Below are 13,954 nucleotides of genomic sequence, written 5' to 3'. Positions count from 1 at the left end.
TCCCGAATCGAAACGGTCACGCCCGGCGGCGCGCCGCCTCGTAGAGCACGATGCCCGCCGCGACACCCGCGTTCAGCGACTCCGCGCCGCCCGGCATCGGGATGCGCACCCGCACGTCGCAGGTCTCGCCCACGAGCCGGGACAGCCCCTTGCCCTCGGAACCGGCGACGATGACGACCGGGCCGCCGAGCAGCTCCAGCTCGTGCAGCTCGACCTCCCCGTCGGCGGCGAGGCCCACGACCGTGAGCCCGGCCTTCTGGTACGCCTCCAGGGTGCGGGTCAGATTGGTCGCACGGGCGACGGCGACCCGGGCGGCGGTGCCGGCCGAGGTCTTCCAGGCGCCCGCGGTCATGCCGGCCGCGCGGCGCTCGGGAACGACGACCCCGTGCCCGCCGAAGGCGGCCACCGAACGCACGACCGCGCCCAGGTTGCGCGGGTCGGTGACCCCGTCCAGCGCCACGATCAGCGGGTCCTCGCCCGCGTCGAAGGCCGCCGCGGCCAGGTCCTCGGGGTGGGCGTACTCGTAGGGCGGGATCTGCAGCACCAGGCCCTGGTGGTTCAGGCCGTTGGTGATGCGGTCCAGCTCCGGGCGGGGCGCCTCCATCAGCGGGACGCCGCGCTCGGTGGCGAGCTTGACGGCCTCGCGCACCCGCTCGTCGTTGTCGATGAACTGCTGGACGTAGACCGCCGTGGCCGGGATGTCGGCGCGCAGCGCCTCGACCACCGGGTTGCGCCCCGCGACCAGTTCTGACGTGGACTTCGCGCCGCGTCCCGAGGGGCGGCGGGACTGCGCGGAGGCCGCGCGCTTCACCTTCGCGTTGGCGGCACGCTGTTTGGCGTGCCCCTTGCGCGCCTCGGCGGGCGGGGTGGGGCCCTTGCCCTCCAGGCCCCTGCGCCGCTGCCCGCCGCTGCCGACCGTCGCGCCCTTCTTGTTGGCGGTACGGCGGTTCCTGCGCTGGCTGTTGCCGGCCATGGGTCACCTGTTTCCTGCTACACAGCCGCGTACGGCTGCTCCTGCGTGAACGTACGTATCAATGATGGCCCGGAGGCCGGGCGCGGCGCCTACCGCGAGCCGAGCGACCAGCGCGGGCCGGAGGGCGTGTCCTCGATCTCCAGGCCGGACTGCTGGAGCTGGTCGCGGATGGCGTCGGCGGTCGCGTAGTCCTTGCGGGCCCGCGCCCCCTGCCGCTGCTCCAGCACCAGGCGGACCAGGGAGTCCACGACCCCGTGCAGGTCCTCGCCGCGCTCGCCGCCGGACCAGTGCTCGTGGAGCGGGTCCAGACCGAGGACGCCCAGCATCGCACGGACCTCGGCGAGGCGGGCGACCGCGGTCTCCTTGTCGTCCGCGGTCAGCGCCGAGTTGCCCTGGCGGACGGTGGTGTGGACGATCGCCAGCGCCTGCGGCACGCCCAGGTCGTCGTCCATCGCCTCGGCGAACGCGGGCGGCACCTCGGCGGCCGGCTCCACCGGACCGGCCATCTCCACGACGCGCTGGACGAAGCCCTCGATCCGGGCGAACGCCGACTCCGCCTCCCGCAGCGCTTCCTCGCTGTACTCGATCATCGAGCGGTAGTGCGGGGTGCCGAGGTAGTAGCGCAGCACGATGGGCCGCCAGCGCTTGGTCATCTCGCTGACGAGCACCGAGTTGCCGAGCGACTTGCTCATCTTCTCGCCGCTCATGGTGACCCAGGCGTTGTGCACCCAGTAGGCGGCGAAGTCGTCGCCGTAGGCCTTGGACTGGGCGATCTCGTTCTCGTGGTGCGGGAAGATCAGGTCGATACCGCCGCCGTGGATGTCGAAGGCGGGGCCCAGGTACTTGTGGGCCATCGCCGAGCACTCCAGGTGCCAGCCGGGACGGCCGCGCCCCCACGGGGTCTCCCAGGACGGCTCGCCGGGCTTGACGGCCTTCCACATCGCGAAGTCGCGCGGGTCCCGCTTGCCGGTCTCGCCGTCGCTCTCGGGCTGGCGCAGGTTGTCCAGTTCCTGGTTGGACAGCCCGAGGTAGCCGGGGAAGGAGCGCACGTCGAAGTAGACGTTGCCCTCGGACGCGTAGGCGTGCCCGCGCTCGATCAGGCCGCGCATCATCTCGATCATCTCGGGGACGTGCCCGGTGGCGCGCGGCTCGTACGTGGGCGGCAGGCAGCCGAGCGCGTCGTAACCGGCGTTGAACGCCCGCTCGTTGTCGTAACCGATCGACCACCAGGGGCGGTTCTCGGTGACCGACTTGGCGATGATCTTGTCGTCGATGTCCGTGACGTTGCGGACGAACGTCACGTCGTAGCCGCGGTGGGCGAACCACCGCCGCATGATGTCGAAGTTGAGCCCCGACCGGATGTGGCCGATGTGCGGGGCCGCCTGCACGGTCGCGCCGCACAGGTAGATCGAGACGCAGCCCGGCGTGAGCGGGGTGAAGTCACGGACCTGGCGCGCGTTGGTGTCGTACAGGCGAATAGTCACGCATCAAGGGTAGTGGCCCGGGACCCCTGCGGCGGACGGCCTCGCACCGGCTTCACGGGGTTGTGACACCGGGCGTCACCCGTACGTGTGCCGGAGCGCCCTAGACCCGGTAGACCAGCGCCGTGGCCACGGCGGCCAGCCCCTCGCCGCGGCCGGTGAAGCCGAGGCCGTCGGTGGTGGCACCCGACACCGACACCGGGGCGCCGACCGCGCCGGTCAGCACGGCCTCGGCCTCGGCGCGGCGCTTGCCCACCTTGGGCCGGGGACCGATCACCTGGACGGCGACGTTGCCGATGCCGAAGCCGGCCTCGCGGACGATCCGGGCGGTCTCCGTGAGCAAGGTCACACCGGAGGCCCCCGACCACTGCGGGCGCCCGGTGCCGAAGTGCGCGCCGAGGTCGCCCAGGCCTGCCGCGGAGAAGAGCGCGTTGCACGCGGCGTGCGCGACGACGTCGGCGTCGGAGTGACCCGCCAGTCCGTCGCCCTCGCCCTCCCACAGCAGTCCGGCGACCCACAGCTCGCGGCCCGCCTCGAAGGCGTGGATGTCCGTGCCGATGCCGACCTGGGGGATCAGGCCGGGCGTCCGGTCAGTACTCATCGGCGGCCCTCCGTCGTGCCAGCACGGCCTCGGCGAGCACCAGGTCCAGCGGGCGCGTGACCTTGAAGGCCTCTTCGTGGCCCGGGACGACCAGCACCGGGACGCCCAGCCGCTCGACCATGGAGGCGTCGTCCGTGACCTCGCCGGTGACCGTGGCGTGCGCCTTGGCCAGCGTGACGCGGTCGAAGCCCTGCGGGGTCTGCACGGCGCGCAGCAGGGCGCGCTCGGGGGTGCCGACGACGGCGCCGGTGGCGGGATCGATCTGCTTGACGGTGTCGGCGAGCGGCAGGCCCGGCACCACGGCCGCGGCGCCGTCGCGGACGGCGGCGGCCACGGCCTCGACCATGTCGACCGGCACCAGCGGGCGGGCCGCGTCGTGCACCAGCACGACATCGACCTCGTCCGGGAGGACGGCCAGCCCCAGCCGCACCGATTCCTGGCGGGTGTCACCGCCGGGAACGATCCTTATGTCCTTGGCCTCGGGCAGCCCGTGGCTGTCCAGCAGCGCCCTGACCTCGGCGACGCCGTCCTCGGGCGCCACGACGACGACCAGCGACACCGCGCGGGCACGGGTCATGGCACGCACGGCGTGCACGAGGATGGGGACGCCACCCAGGGTGCGCAGCGCCTTGGGCGCACCGGGGCCGAGCCGGACTCCGCGTCCGGCGGCGGGAATGACTGCGGCGGTAGTCAGGTTTGTGTCCTTGGCCGAATTGGGTATCGCCTCAACGTGCCGGGCACGAAGCACCTGTCGGACCCTTCCGTGACACCGACAGGGCCAACTGCCCGGGCCCGGCACTCAGTATGCAGGGGGAGTCGACGCACGAGCGAACGCTGAGCACCACGAAACGAGCGCCGGTGCGCTGAACGATGCCCGGATCGGGCCACGCACGGCACGGGGGAACCGTCCCGCACCCCGCTCCACAGGTCACCCGGTCATGCCGACGCGCCGCCCACCGGACGGCCGGCCGTGAGGGGCGGCGGACCTCCCGGGCCCGTGAAGGCCCGCGGGTACGCCGCAGTGCCCGGCGTACGGGACGCACCGGGCACCGCGGGAATCCGCGTCAGGACGCGAGAACCTCGTCGAGAAGGGTCTCGGCCTTGTCCTCATTCGTGTTCTCCGCGAGCGCGAGCTCACTCACCAGGATCTGACGGGCCTTGGCGAGCATGCGCTTCTCGCCGGCCGACAGGCCCCGCTCCCGCTCGCGCCGCCACAGGTCGCGCACGACTTCCGCGACCTTGATGACGTCGCCGGAGGCGAGCTTCTCCAGATTTGCCTTGTAGCGGCGGGACCAGTTGGTCGGTTCCTCGGTGTACGGTGCCCGCAGCACCTCGAAGACCCGGTCCAGCCCTTCCTGACCGACCACGTCGCGCACGCCGACGAACTCCGCATTGTCCGCGGGCACGCGTACCGTCAAGTCGCCCTGGGCGACCTTGAGCACCAAGTAGGTCTTGTCCACGCCTTTGATCTGGCGAGTTTCGATGGCCTCGATCAGCGCGGCCCCGTGATGGGGATAGACCACGGTGTCGCCAACCTTGAACGTCATGTGACAGGTACCCCTTCCGTGGCTATCCAGGGTAACACGGAAACGGCCGGTTCTGAATGGCGTTTTCGCAGGTCAGGGCATATCTCGGGGCTTGACAAGGGCGCCCGGGACGTGCTGCGCGGGGCGGGCGGAAGGCGGTATTCGCAGGTCGGAGCGGGTATCAGGGGAGGCTGAAACACGCCTGTCACACCACACACAGACCCTGATCATGGGGCACAACATCCGGGTTTGTCCCTCCCTTGCGGGGGGTCTGCCGCTACTCCGTTCGGCCGCCACGGACCGCGGTGATCCATTTTTGCGCACCGCCGGATTTCCGTCCGGGGGATCAACGGTAAATCGATCATGCCGGGATGTCGGGAATCGTTCGGCGTAATGCCGGAATGGATTCCCGCGGAGTACCCGCGGGGCCGGAACGGGACGCCCGGAGGGGTCCCGCGGAGGTCGCAGGGGCCCCGGGGGACACCCGGGAGGGTGAGGCCGCCCCGCCGAAGGGTGGCCGGGTGCGGGCCCGGGAGGCGGGCTCGGTAACCTAAGCCCGCACTTGGTAAGTCGTAAGTCTCGTACGTCCGTACACCTGTACCTCCGTACCCTGCCCAAGGAGATGCCGCCGCCGTGAGCCTCCCCCAACCTCCGGCCGGGGGCGCCCCCTGGCTTCGACGTGGCGCCCTCGCCACCGTCCTCGCGCTGTCGCTGGTCCCGCTCGCCGCGTGCGCGGCCGGGAACCACGCCGACACGCTGCAGGTCCGGCCCGACCACGCGGCCACCAGCGTGGGCGACATCGAGGTCCAGAACGCCGTGGTCCTGACCCAGGCCACCGGGTCGAGCGGCTCGTCCGCGATCTCCGCCAAGGTGTTCAACAACGGCGCCGACGAGCAGACGCTCGAGTCCGTGACCGTCGGCGGGCAGCAGGCCGAGCTGTCCGGCCCGATCAAGGTCCCCGGCCACGGCTCCGTGCTGATCGGCGGGGACGGCAACCCCGCCGCCACCTTCGCGGGCGGCACCGAGAGCAAGAACAACGGCGACTTCCAGCAGGTCGTCTTCGACTTCAGCAAGACCGGCGAGGTCAAGCTGCAGACCCTGGCGCTGCCGGCGACGGGCTACTACGCCTCGTTCGGCCCCAGCGAGGCCGCCGCGAGCCCGAGTGCGTCCACCAGCCCCAGCGGGACGGCCAAGCCCTCCGGCAGCCCGTCCTCCACTGCCGGCGAGTCCGCCACCGGGTCGCCGACCCCGTGACCCGCTGGCACGGCTGACACCGCGGAAGGGGCCCCGGGAGCGATGTGCTCCCGGGGCCCCTTCCGGCGTTGCGGACGCCCCGCGGTTCCGGTGGTCTCCCCGGTTCCGGTGGTACGCGCGGCTTACGGCTCGAACTTGTAGCCCAGGCCGCGCACCGTCACCAGGTAGCGCGGCGCGCCCGGGTCCGGCTCGATCTTGGCGCGCAGGCGCTTGACGTGCACGTCCAGGGTCTTGGTGTCACCGACGTAGTCGGCGCCCCAGACACGGTCGATCAGCTGCATGCGGGTCAGGACGCGGCCGGCGTTGCGCAGCAGCATCTCCAGGAGGTCGAACTCCTTCAGTGGCAGGTCGACCTTGCCGCCGCCGACGGTGACGACGTGGCGGTCGACGTCCATGCGGACCGGGCCGGCCTCCAGCGCGGACGGGGAGATCTCCTCCGGCTCGCCGCGCCGGCGCAGGACGGCGCGGATGCGGGCCACCAGCTCGCGGGAGGAGAAGGGCTTGGTGACGTAGTCGTCGGCTCCTATTTCGAGACCGACAACCTTGTCGATCTCACTGTCCTTGGCGGTCACCATGATCACCGGGACGTTGGACTTCAGCCGCAGCTGGCGGCAGACCTCGGTACCGGGCAGGCCCGGCAGCATCAGGTCGAGCAGGACGAGGTCGGCGCCGTTGCGCTCGAACTCGTCCAGGGCGTCGGGGCCGGTCGCCGAGATGGCGACCTCGAAGCCCTCCTTGCGGAGCATGTAGGACAGGGCATCACTGAAGGACTCTTCGTCCTCGACGACGAGTACTCGGGTCACGGGAGGACCTCCGGAGCGGGGATGTGATCAGGGAACGACTCGTAGAGAGCGGAGGAGGTTTCGGAGTCCTCCGACGGCACGGCGGCGGCGGAGCGGTCCCGGGAATCCCGGGATGTCGCGGCCTCCGGCAGCCGTAGGGTGAAAGTGGAGCCCTGGCCTTCAGCACTCCACACCGTGACCTCCCCGCCGTGCGAGGCGGCCACGTGCTTGACGATGGACAGACCGAGCCCGGTGCCACCGGTCGCGCGCGAACGCGCCGGGTCCACCCGGTAGAACCGCTCGAAGACGCGGTCCCGGTCCTTTTCTGAGAGGCCGATTCCCTGGTCGGTCACGGAGATCTCGATCAGGTCCCCGCCCGGCGCGGAGATCCGGCGGCCCGCGATGCCCACGCGGGTGCGGGCCGGGCTGTAGTTGACCGCGTTCTCGACGAGGTTGCCGAGCGCGGCCGCCAACTGGCTGCGGTTGCCCCAGATGAACAGCTCGGGGGCGCCGCCGGTGGCCATGGTGATCTGCTTGGCGTTGGCGGGGTGCCGGCAGCGGTCCACCGCCTCGGCGACGAGGTCGTCGACGGCGACGGACTCCGCGTCGTCGAGGGGGTTGTCGTCCTGCACCCGGGAGAGGTCGATGATCTCCTGGACCAGGCTGGTCAGCCGGGCGGCCTCGATCTGCATGCGGCCCGCGAAGCGCATCACCGCCTCCGGGTCGTCGCTGGCGTCCATCACCGCTTCGGAGAGCAGGGACAGCGCGCCGACCGGCGTCTTCAGCTCATGGCTGACGTTCGCGACGAAGTCGCGCCGCACCGCCTCGATCCGCCGGGCCTCCGTGAGGTCCTCGACGAGCAGCAGCACCAGGCGCGAGCCCAGCGGTGCCACCCGCGCGGACACCGCGAGGCCTTCGCCCCGTCCGGCACCGCGGCGTGGCAGGTCCAGTTCCACCTGCCGTATTTCGCCATCCCGCCGGGTCTCTCGGGCCATCTGCAGCATCTGGTCGACGGCGAGCCTGCCGCCCCGCACCAGTCCCAGGGCGTACGCCGCGGAGCTGGCCTTGACCACCGTGTCGCCCTCGTCGAGGACGACGGCCGACGAGCGCAGCACGGAGAGAACCGTGTCCACACCCGGCGGAAGTACGGCTGCGGCGTCCTGCCGCAGGGATGTGCGCGTGGGGCGGGCCTGTTCCCGCTCGCTCCAGCGGAACGCGAGCACAGCGATCACACCGGTGCAGAGACCGGCGATCGCACTGGCTGCGGCAACTGCCGCGTTCACGTCCATACACCCAGGTTAGGCGGACGGAATGAGTGACCCACAGCCGTCGGAGCTTCTTATCGAACGTGCGTTGCCAAGAGTTCACCGTGGTGTCAGGGTCGATTCATTCCCGGGGCTCGGGCGATACGCGTGCGGGGGCGAGCGTATGAGTGTGCCGGCGTGGAGGACAATCCTCTTTGTTTGATCGGGAACGGAAGGAACGCGATGCGCGACGCATACCACGAGGAACTCGACTCGATCGGTGACGGCCTGGTCGAGATGGCCCGGCTGGCCGGCTCCGCGATCGGCCGGGCGACCACGGCGTTGCTCGATGCCGACCTCAAACTGGCGGAGAGCGTGATCGCCGCCGACGAGAAAATCGACGACCTCCAGCGCGAGCTGGAGAACCGGGCGATCACCCTGCTCGCCCGCCAGCAGCCGGTCGCCACCGACCTGCGGATCGTCGTCACGTCGCTGCGCATGAGCGCCGACCTGGAGCGCTCCGGGGACCTGGCGCGCCATGTGGCGAAACTCGCACGACTGCGCTTCCCGCAGAGCGCGGTGCCGAGCGACCTGCACAGCACCATCCTGGAGATGGGCCAGCTGGCACAGCGCCTGATGGCCAAGGCCGCCGAGGTCATCGTCACCAAGGACGTCGACGAGGCGCTCCAGCTGGAGCAGGACGACGACCGCATGGACGAGCTGCACCGGACGCTCTTCCAGCACCTGCTGGACGACCGCTGGTCGCACGGCATAGAGACCGCGGTCGACGTGACCCTGGTCGGCCGCTACTACGAGCGCTTCGCCGACCACGCGGTCTCGGTGGCCAAGCGCGTGGTCTACCTCGTCACGGGCGAGCACCCCGACGAGCTGACCCCGCCGCCCGTCCCGATGCCGGCGGACTAGTCGCGGAAGCGGGAGGCCCGCGCCGCGGGGCGGTGACACGGCCGCGGGACGGTGACATAACGGACGCGCGGAACGCTTCCGCGCGCCGTTGATGCGCCCGTGGGGAAGGCCCTTCACTGGTGGAAGGCATGCACGCAGCCGTTCACCGGACCAGGAGGGTACTGATGCCCGAATCCCCCACATCGTCCACCGCCCGCGACCAGTCGTCCGCGGAGGGAACCCCGCACTCCCCCGGTGTCCGCGAGCTGCCGCTCCTCGGAGCGTGCGGCTGCGGAGCGGGCTGCGGGTGCGGCTGCCAGTCCGGAGCGCCCTGCCGCTGCGGCGGGTGCAACTGCTGACCCCGTCCGTGCGCACTCCCCGTGGCCGAGGCCCCGTCCGGTCGTTCCGGACGGGGCCTCGGCCCGGCCTCGCTCACTCCCCGGCGTACGCCCGCCGCAGCGCGGCGAGGTCCATCTTCTTCATGGAGAGCATCGCCTCGGTGGCCCTGCGGGCCTTCTCCGGGTCCGGGTCGGCGATCATGTCCAGCAGCACCTGCGGGAAGACCTGCCACGAGACCCCGTACCGGTCCTTCAGCCACCCGCAGGGGCCCTCCTCACCGCCCTCGGTGAGCTTGTCCCAGTAGTAGTCCACCTCCGCCTGGTCGGCGCAGCGGATCTGGAACGAGATCGCCTCGTCGAAGGTGAACTGCGGCCCGCCGTTCAGCGCGACGAACTTCTGGCCGTTGGCCGTGAACTCCACCGCCAGCACGGAGCCCGCGGGGCCGGGTCCCGCCTCGTTGTAGCGGCCGATCGTGCCGATCGCCGAGTTCTTGAAGACCGAGACGTAGTAGTTCGCCGCCTCCTCGGCCTGCCCGTCGAACCACAGGCACGTGGTGAAACCCTCGGTGGTCATCGGTACCTCCCTTGCGCGCAGCGCGCGTGAGCACTGTCACACGTACCGACTGCCCGAGCGCGGTGAACTCATCGGCTCAGTGGCCGCGGGGAGCGTCAGGGCAGTCGCAGCGTCACGAACGGGACGGTGTCCCCCGGCAGCACGTACCGCTCGACCTCCACGAAACCGTGCCGCTCCGCGAAGCGCAGCCCGCCCTCGTTCGAGGCAAGCACTACCGTCTCCACCGCCCCGGCGCCCATCTCCCGCGCCTTTCCCAGGCCCCGCGCGTACAGCTCCGCCCCGAACCCGCGCCCCCGGTACCCCGGCAGCACCCGCGCGATCACCGTGGCCACGGCCTCCTCCCCCTCGGGCGGCCGTACCGTCGTGCACCCCACGGCCACGTCCCCGAGGTACGCCACCTGCAGGTGATTGCGGCCGGCCCGCTCCCGCACGGCGTCCAGGGACAGCACGGCTGTCGGGATGATCTCGTTGTGCACGCGCCGCCAGTCCTCAAGCGCGGCGTCGTCCTGCGGCCGCTCGATCCGAAGCTGAGACATCCCCGCAGCAAACCGGCGCCCCGGACCCGGCGTCAACCGCTTTCCGGCCCGCCGCTGAGCACCCGCGGGATCGCTGTGGCCGGGGGCCGGCGCGACGGCACGTGCCGGCCGGCCGCGATGAAGAGGACGACGGCGATGGCAGGGCCGATGCCGCTGAAGAGCTCGACCTCCCAGGCGGCGCCGGGCAGGACGTGGGAGGCGACGAGACCCTGCACCACGGGGTACGCACCCGCCGCCACGGCACCCAGGCCGTAGAGGCGAGGGCTGGTGACACGATGCCGGACCCGGGGAAGGATCCACGCCGTCCACAGCGCCAGAGTGCCGAGCATGATCAGCAGTACCCCGACGAGGATGCCCGCTCCTGCCTCCCACACCATGAGGCCGCCCCCCTTCCGATCTCGCAAGGGCCGCCGCGCACGCAGCGCCGGGCCCGTGAATGCCCCCATGATCACCGGAACCCTCAGGCCCTGGCAATGGCGTTCCCCGGCGACATGTGGGGGTTCAGGGCGCACCCGGGATGACAACGCCCCCGAGCCGCGCATGTGCGCAGGTTCAACCGCCTCGACAGGGGCATCCAGGTGGCTCATCAGGTGTTCTTCCTTGATCGGGAGCCACACCGAAGACCGTGCGGAGCAACGCCCGGCAGTGATTGCCACGTTGTACGCCCGCACACCTGAACGACGCGTGAAACTGTTGTGAGGAAGGGGCAGTTGCCCCGCAGTGATCGCTGGGAGGGCCGCGATGGCACGGTGGGAGAGCAAGGCCGACCAGCAATTCTGGAAGGGCCTGGCGGCGCAGCAGTCGGGGCGGATCACAGAGGCGCTTGCCGCGCACCGGCGGGCCGTGGGGATACTGCGAGGCCGGCTCCGACGGCATCCGGGTGCTGTCGCGGTGCACGAGAAGCTCGCCGCCGTGCTGTATTCCCTGGGCTCCTCTCTCGTGGCCAGTGGAGAGCCGGACGAGGCGGCCAAGGTGCTGGAGGACAGCGAGCACCACTACGTCATGTCCGCGGCCCCAGATGTGGACCTGCTCGTTGCTGACGTCCAGGCGCGCAGGGCCGGTGCCCACGGCCTCGCCGCGCACCCTGTGTCGGCGCTGACGGACATCGACCGGGCCCTGACCGCGTACGCCCGGCGAGGTGTCCATGCGGAGGGGCCGCCGCGCTCCCTCGACCTGGCGCGGGTCCTGAGCCAGGCCGCGGTCGTCCACCGGGTCCACGGCGACACCGACCAGGCGCTGGCCTGCGCCGGACAGGCCCTGGCCCGATACAACGAGGGCTTCGCCGCCGTGAACACCGACCCGTCCGCCCACCTCGGATACATGATCGGCATGGCCGCGGACACCGCCTCCGCATTGGAAGCGGCCAAGGGGAACTGGCCCTCGGCACTGGCCGTCGACGACATGGTGCTGCACGTCGTCGAGCAGGGCTGGGGCGACCTCGCGAAGGCGCTGGCCCGCAAGGGCGTGCATCTGCGCGCGGCCGGACGCGCCGCACAGGCCCAGCCCTTCCTGGCCCGCGCCGCCGAGATGTCCACGACGGCCGTGGAGCGGGAGCAGCGCACCCTCACACAGCCGCACCCCCGTTCCCTCGACGAGGTGCTCCGCACAGCGGGCGCGGCGACCGGAGTGGTCGGCGTTGCCGTGCTGCGCCGGGTGCTGACCCGGGCGGAGTCCTACTCCGCCTCCGCCCGCGTGTCCGACCAGGCGAACGCTCCCGCGCACGCCCGCTCTCTCTCCGTTCTCGCCGCGGCTGTCGACCCGGAGACCGACGCCGAAGCCGCCTGGCGACTGTCCCTCGAGAGCCACCTGCTGTACCACGCGCTCCTGCGCAACCGCCCCGCTTCCTCCCGCGACTGGCTCAGCACTCAGGCAGACACCTGGGCGACCGCACTGCGCGTCATGGTCCGGGTCAGCCGCCTGATCGGCGGTGAGGCCATGCAGAACGACGTGCGGGCCGCCGTGGCCCGCTTCACCGAAGAGACCGCCTTCGCGGTGGATGACCCACGTGAAGTTTCCCCAGGGCCGGGTAGTTGACGTTCCCGCAGGTCACGCACGGCAGTTGCAGGTGCGCCCGACGTAGGGCAAGGAGCTCGTCGGACACCGTCCACGGAGTCCGTAGCGCGGGCTGCATTCCAGGTCGGCCACGATGTCGGACGGCCGTGGATAGATACGAAGCACTCCGGAACTGGCATCAACTGACCGCGCCCGCAAGGCGCTCAGCATGACTCAGCCCACAGGACCCGTCGCAGGGCTGACCTCAGGATCAAGGCTGAGGCGCATGCGAACGTAATTCGCGTCACCGGGCCCAGGCCGCTGACACCCGTCCGGTTTCCATCCACGCCGGGCGTAAAAGCTCTGGGCTCGGCTATTGCGCTCCCATGCTTCCAGCACGCCCGCGGTCAGTGCCCCGTCACGAAGGAACTGCACAAAAGCGGCATGAAGGCAACCGCCAATTCCTTGTCCCCAGAGGCCGGGTCGGACGTGAATCTGGTAGAGCTGACCCACAGATGCGGCATCGACGTCTGCATCGTATGGAGGGCCCATCGCTGCGATGCCCACCATTTCGCCAGCCCGTTCCGCGCAGAGCACAGCCCTGTCGTCTGATTGGACAACATGCGTCCATCCCTCCCGACGACTGGTTCGCGCCTCAGGGGACGCGAGTCCGCCGTCCGACAGTCCGCCTGCTTGGTAGTACGCCGTGCGGGCCAGAGTGTGCAGGTCAGTGATCCTGTCCACGTCGTCGAGGTTCGCGTTTCGCAAGAACGGCTGAGAAGTCGTCACGGTCACCTGACGCACTCGCCGCGATCCACGGTTCCCTGCCTCACGCTCCGAGGCCCGGAGGGTACGCAGGGCCCGGCGTGGGCCCACGGCACAAAAACGTCCCCTCACCCGCACCAAACGTGCAGGTGAGGGGCATGATTACGGAAGTTACTTCTTCTTGCCCTGGTTCTTCACGGCCTCGATCGCCGCCGCGGCCGCCTCGGGGTCGAGGTAGCGGCCGCCCGGGGTGACGGGGCGGAAGTCGGCGTCGAGCTCGTAGGCGAGCGGGATGCCGGTGGGGATGTTCAGGCCCGCGATGTCGGCGTCGGAGATGCCGTCGAGGTGCTTGACCAGGGCACGCAGGCTGTTGCCGTGGGCGGCGACGAGGACGGTGCGGCCGGCCAGGAGGTCCGGGACGATGCCGTCGTACCAGTACGGCAGCATGCGGTGGACGACGTCCTTGAGGCATTCCGTGCGCGGGCGCAGCTCCGGCGGGATGGAGGCGTAGCGCGCGTCGTCGGCCTGCGAGAACTCGCTGTCGTCGGCGATCGGCGGCGGCGGGGTGTCGTACGAGCGGCGCCAGAGCATGAACTGCTCCTCGCCGAACTCGGCGAGGGTCTGCGCCTTGTCCTTGCCCTGCAGCGCGCCGTAGTGGCGCTCGTTGAGGCGCCAGCTGCGGTGGACGGGGATCCAGTGCCGGTCGGCGGCCTCGAGGGCCAGCTGCGCGGTGCGGATCGCGCGCTTCTGGAGGGAGGTGTGGACGACGTCGGGGAGCAGACCGGCGTCCGCGAGCAGCTCGCCGCCCCGGACCGCCTCCTTCTCGCCCTTCTCGTTGAGGTTGACGTCAACCCATCCGGTGAAGAGGTTCTTCGCGTTCCATTCGCTCTCGCCGTGGCGGAGGAGGATCAGCTTGTACGGAGCATCAGCCATGCCTGGAGTCTAGGAGAAAACCCCTTGGCCCCCCGCGGAGGGCACATGTAAG

Annotated in this window: 15 protein-coding genes; 3 read left to right on the top strand and 12 right to left on the bottom strand. The window is 70.8% G+C overall.

The features are described from left to right. Positions 1–16: 16 nt before the first annotated feature. The 5 genes from rlmB to PV364_RS29860 all read right to left on the bottom strand — a co-directional run bounded on the left by rlmB (position 17) and on the right by PV364_RS29860 (position 4,602). On the bottom strand, positions 17–973 hold the full coding sequence (gene rlmB, locus PV364_RS29880; RefSeq protein ID WP_319663541.1) for a 23S rRNA (guanosine(2251)-2'-O)-methyltransferase RlmB: 957 nt from the start codon (positions 971–973) through the stop codon (positions 17–19). A gap of 89 nt (positions 974–1,062) precedes the next feature. Beyond that, the gene (cysS, locus tag PV364_RS29875) at positions 1,063–2,457 is read right to left on the bottom strand and encodes a cysteine--tRNA ligase (protein ID WP_319663540.1); all 1,395 of its coding nucleotides are present in this window, start codon (positions 2,455–2,457) and stop codon (positions 1,063–1,065) included. Between the two features lie 100 nt (positions 2,458–2,557). After that, on the bottom strand, positions 2,558–3,055 hold the full coding sequence (gene ispF / locus PV364_RS29870; protein ID WP_319663539.1) for a 2-C-methyl-D-erythritol 2,4-cyclodiphosphate synthase: 498 nt from the start codon (positions 3,053–3,055) through the stop codon (positions 2,558–2,560). After that, positions 3,045–3,776, bottom strand: a complete 732-nt coding sequence (gene ispD, locus PV364_RS29865) for a 2-C-methyl-D-erythritol 4-phosphate cytidylyltransferase (protein WP_319663615.1) — start codon at positions 3,774–3,776, stop codon at positions 3,045–3,047. Before ispD ends, ispF begins: the two co-directional genes overlap by 11 nt. A gap of 343 nt (positions 3,777–4,119) precedes the next feature. Beyond that, positions 4,120–4,602, bottom strand: coding sequence for a CarD family transcriptional regulator (locus PV364_RS29860; protein WP_018559600.1), 483 nt, complete (start codon positions 4,600–4,602; stop codon positions 4,120–4,122). Positions 4,603–5,214: 612 nt separating this feature from the next. Between PV364_RS29860 and PV364_RS29855 the strand changes: the two genes are divergently transcribed. Beyond that, the gene (locus PV364_RS29855) at positions 5,215–5,835 is read left to right on the top strand and encodes a DUF461 domain-containing protein (protein WP_319663537.1); all 621 of its coding nucleotides are present in this window, start codon (positions 5,215–5,217) and stop codon (positions 5,833–5,835) included. Positions 5,836–5,957: 122 nt separating this feature from the next. Here PV364_RS29855 and PV364_RS29850 read toward each other — a convergent pair whose 3' ends face one another. Continuing rightward, positions 5,958–6,638 (bottom strand): response regulator transcription factor, encoded by a 681-nt coding sequence (locus PV364_RS29850; protein WP_319663536.1) that lies wholly within the window; start codon positions 6,636–6,638, stop codon positions 5,958–5,960. Further along, entirely contained in the window at positions 6,635–7,906 is a 1,272-nt protein-coding gene (locus tag PV364_RS29845; RefSeq protein ID WP_319663535.1) for a sensor histidine kinase, read from the bottom strand. Before PV364_RS29845 ends, PV364_RS29850 begins: the two co-directional genes overlap by 4 nt. Before the next feature lie 198 nt (positions 7,907–8,104). Here PV364_RS29845 and phoU point away from each other — a divergent pair, with 198 nt between their 5' ends. Beyond that, entirely contained in the window at positions 8,105–8,785 is a 681-nt protein-coding gene (gene phoU, locus PV364_RS29840; RefSeq protein ID WP_319663534.1) for a phosphate signaling complex protein PhoU, read from the top strand. Between the two features lie 411 nt (positions 8,786–9,196). Here phoU and PV364_RS29835 read toward each other — a convergent pair whose 3' ends face one another. From PV364_RS29835 to PV364_RS29825, 3 genes are all read right to left on the bottom strand, one after another. Further along, positions 9,197–9,676 (bottom strand): VOC family protein, encoded by a 480-nt coding sequence (locus PV364_RS29835; protein ID WP_319663533.1) that lies wholly within the window; start codon positions 9,674–9,676, stop codon positions 9,197–9,199. Positions 9,677–9,771: 95 nt separating this feature from the next. Next, complete coding sequence (locus tag PV364_RS29830; RefSeq protein ID WP_319663532.1) at positions 9,772–10,212, bottom strand: GNAT family N-acetyltransferase; 441 nt, start codon at positions 10,210–10,212, stop codon at positions 9,772–9,774. A gap of 32 nt (positions 10,213–10,244) precedes the next feature. Beyond that, positions 10,245–10,589, bottom strand: coding sequence for a hypothetical protein (locus PV364_RS29825; RefSeq protein ID WP_319663531.1), 345 nt, complete (start codon positions 10,587–10,589; stop codon positions 10,245–10,247). A 364-nt stretch (positions 10,590–10,953) separates the two neighbouring features. Between PV364_RS29825 and PV364_RS29820 the strand changes: the two genes are divergently transcribed. Continuing rightward, the gene (locus PV364_RS29820; RefSeq protein WP_319663530.1) at positions 10,954–12,246 is read left to right on the top strand and encodes a hypothetical protein; all 1,293 of its coding nucleotides are present in this window, start codon (positions 10,954–10,956) and stop codon (positions 12,244–12,246) included. Positions 12,247–12,438: 192 nt separating this feature from the next. On the opposite strand, the gene PV364_RS29815 is transcribed toward PV364_RS29820, so the two are convergent. Both PV364_RS29815 and PV364_RS29810 read right to left on the bottom strand, forming a co-directional pair. Continuing rightward, on the bottom strand, positions 12,439–12,948 hold the full coding sequence (locus tag PV364_RS29815) for a GNAT family N-acetyltransferase (RefSeq protein WP_319663614.1): 510 nt from the start codon (positions 12,946–12,948) through the stop codon (positions 12,439–12,441). Positions 12,949–13,140: 192 nt separating this feature from the next. Continuing rightward, positions 13,141–13,902, bottom strand: a complete 762-nt coding sequence (locus PV364_RS29810) for a phosphoglyceromutase (protein WP_319663529.1) — start codon at positions 13,900–13,902, stop codon at positions 13,141–13,143. Positions 13,903–13,954: the final 52 nt, after the last annotated feature.

Source organism: Streptomyces sp. MI02-7b, assembly GCF_033793585.1.
Taxonomy (GTDB): Bacteria; Actinomycetota; Actinomycetes; order Streptomycetales; family Streptomycetaceae; genus Actinacidiphila.
Note: the sequence above shows the minus strand (reverse complement) of the source record. Positions and strands in the feature narration are given on the sequence as shown.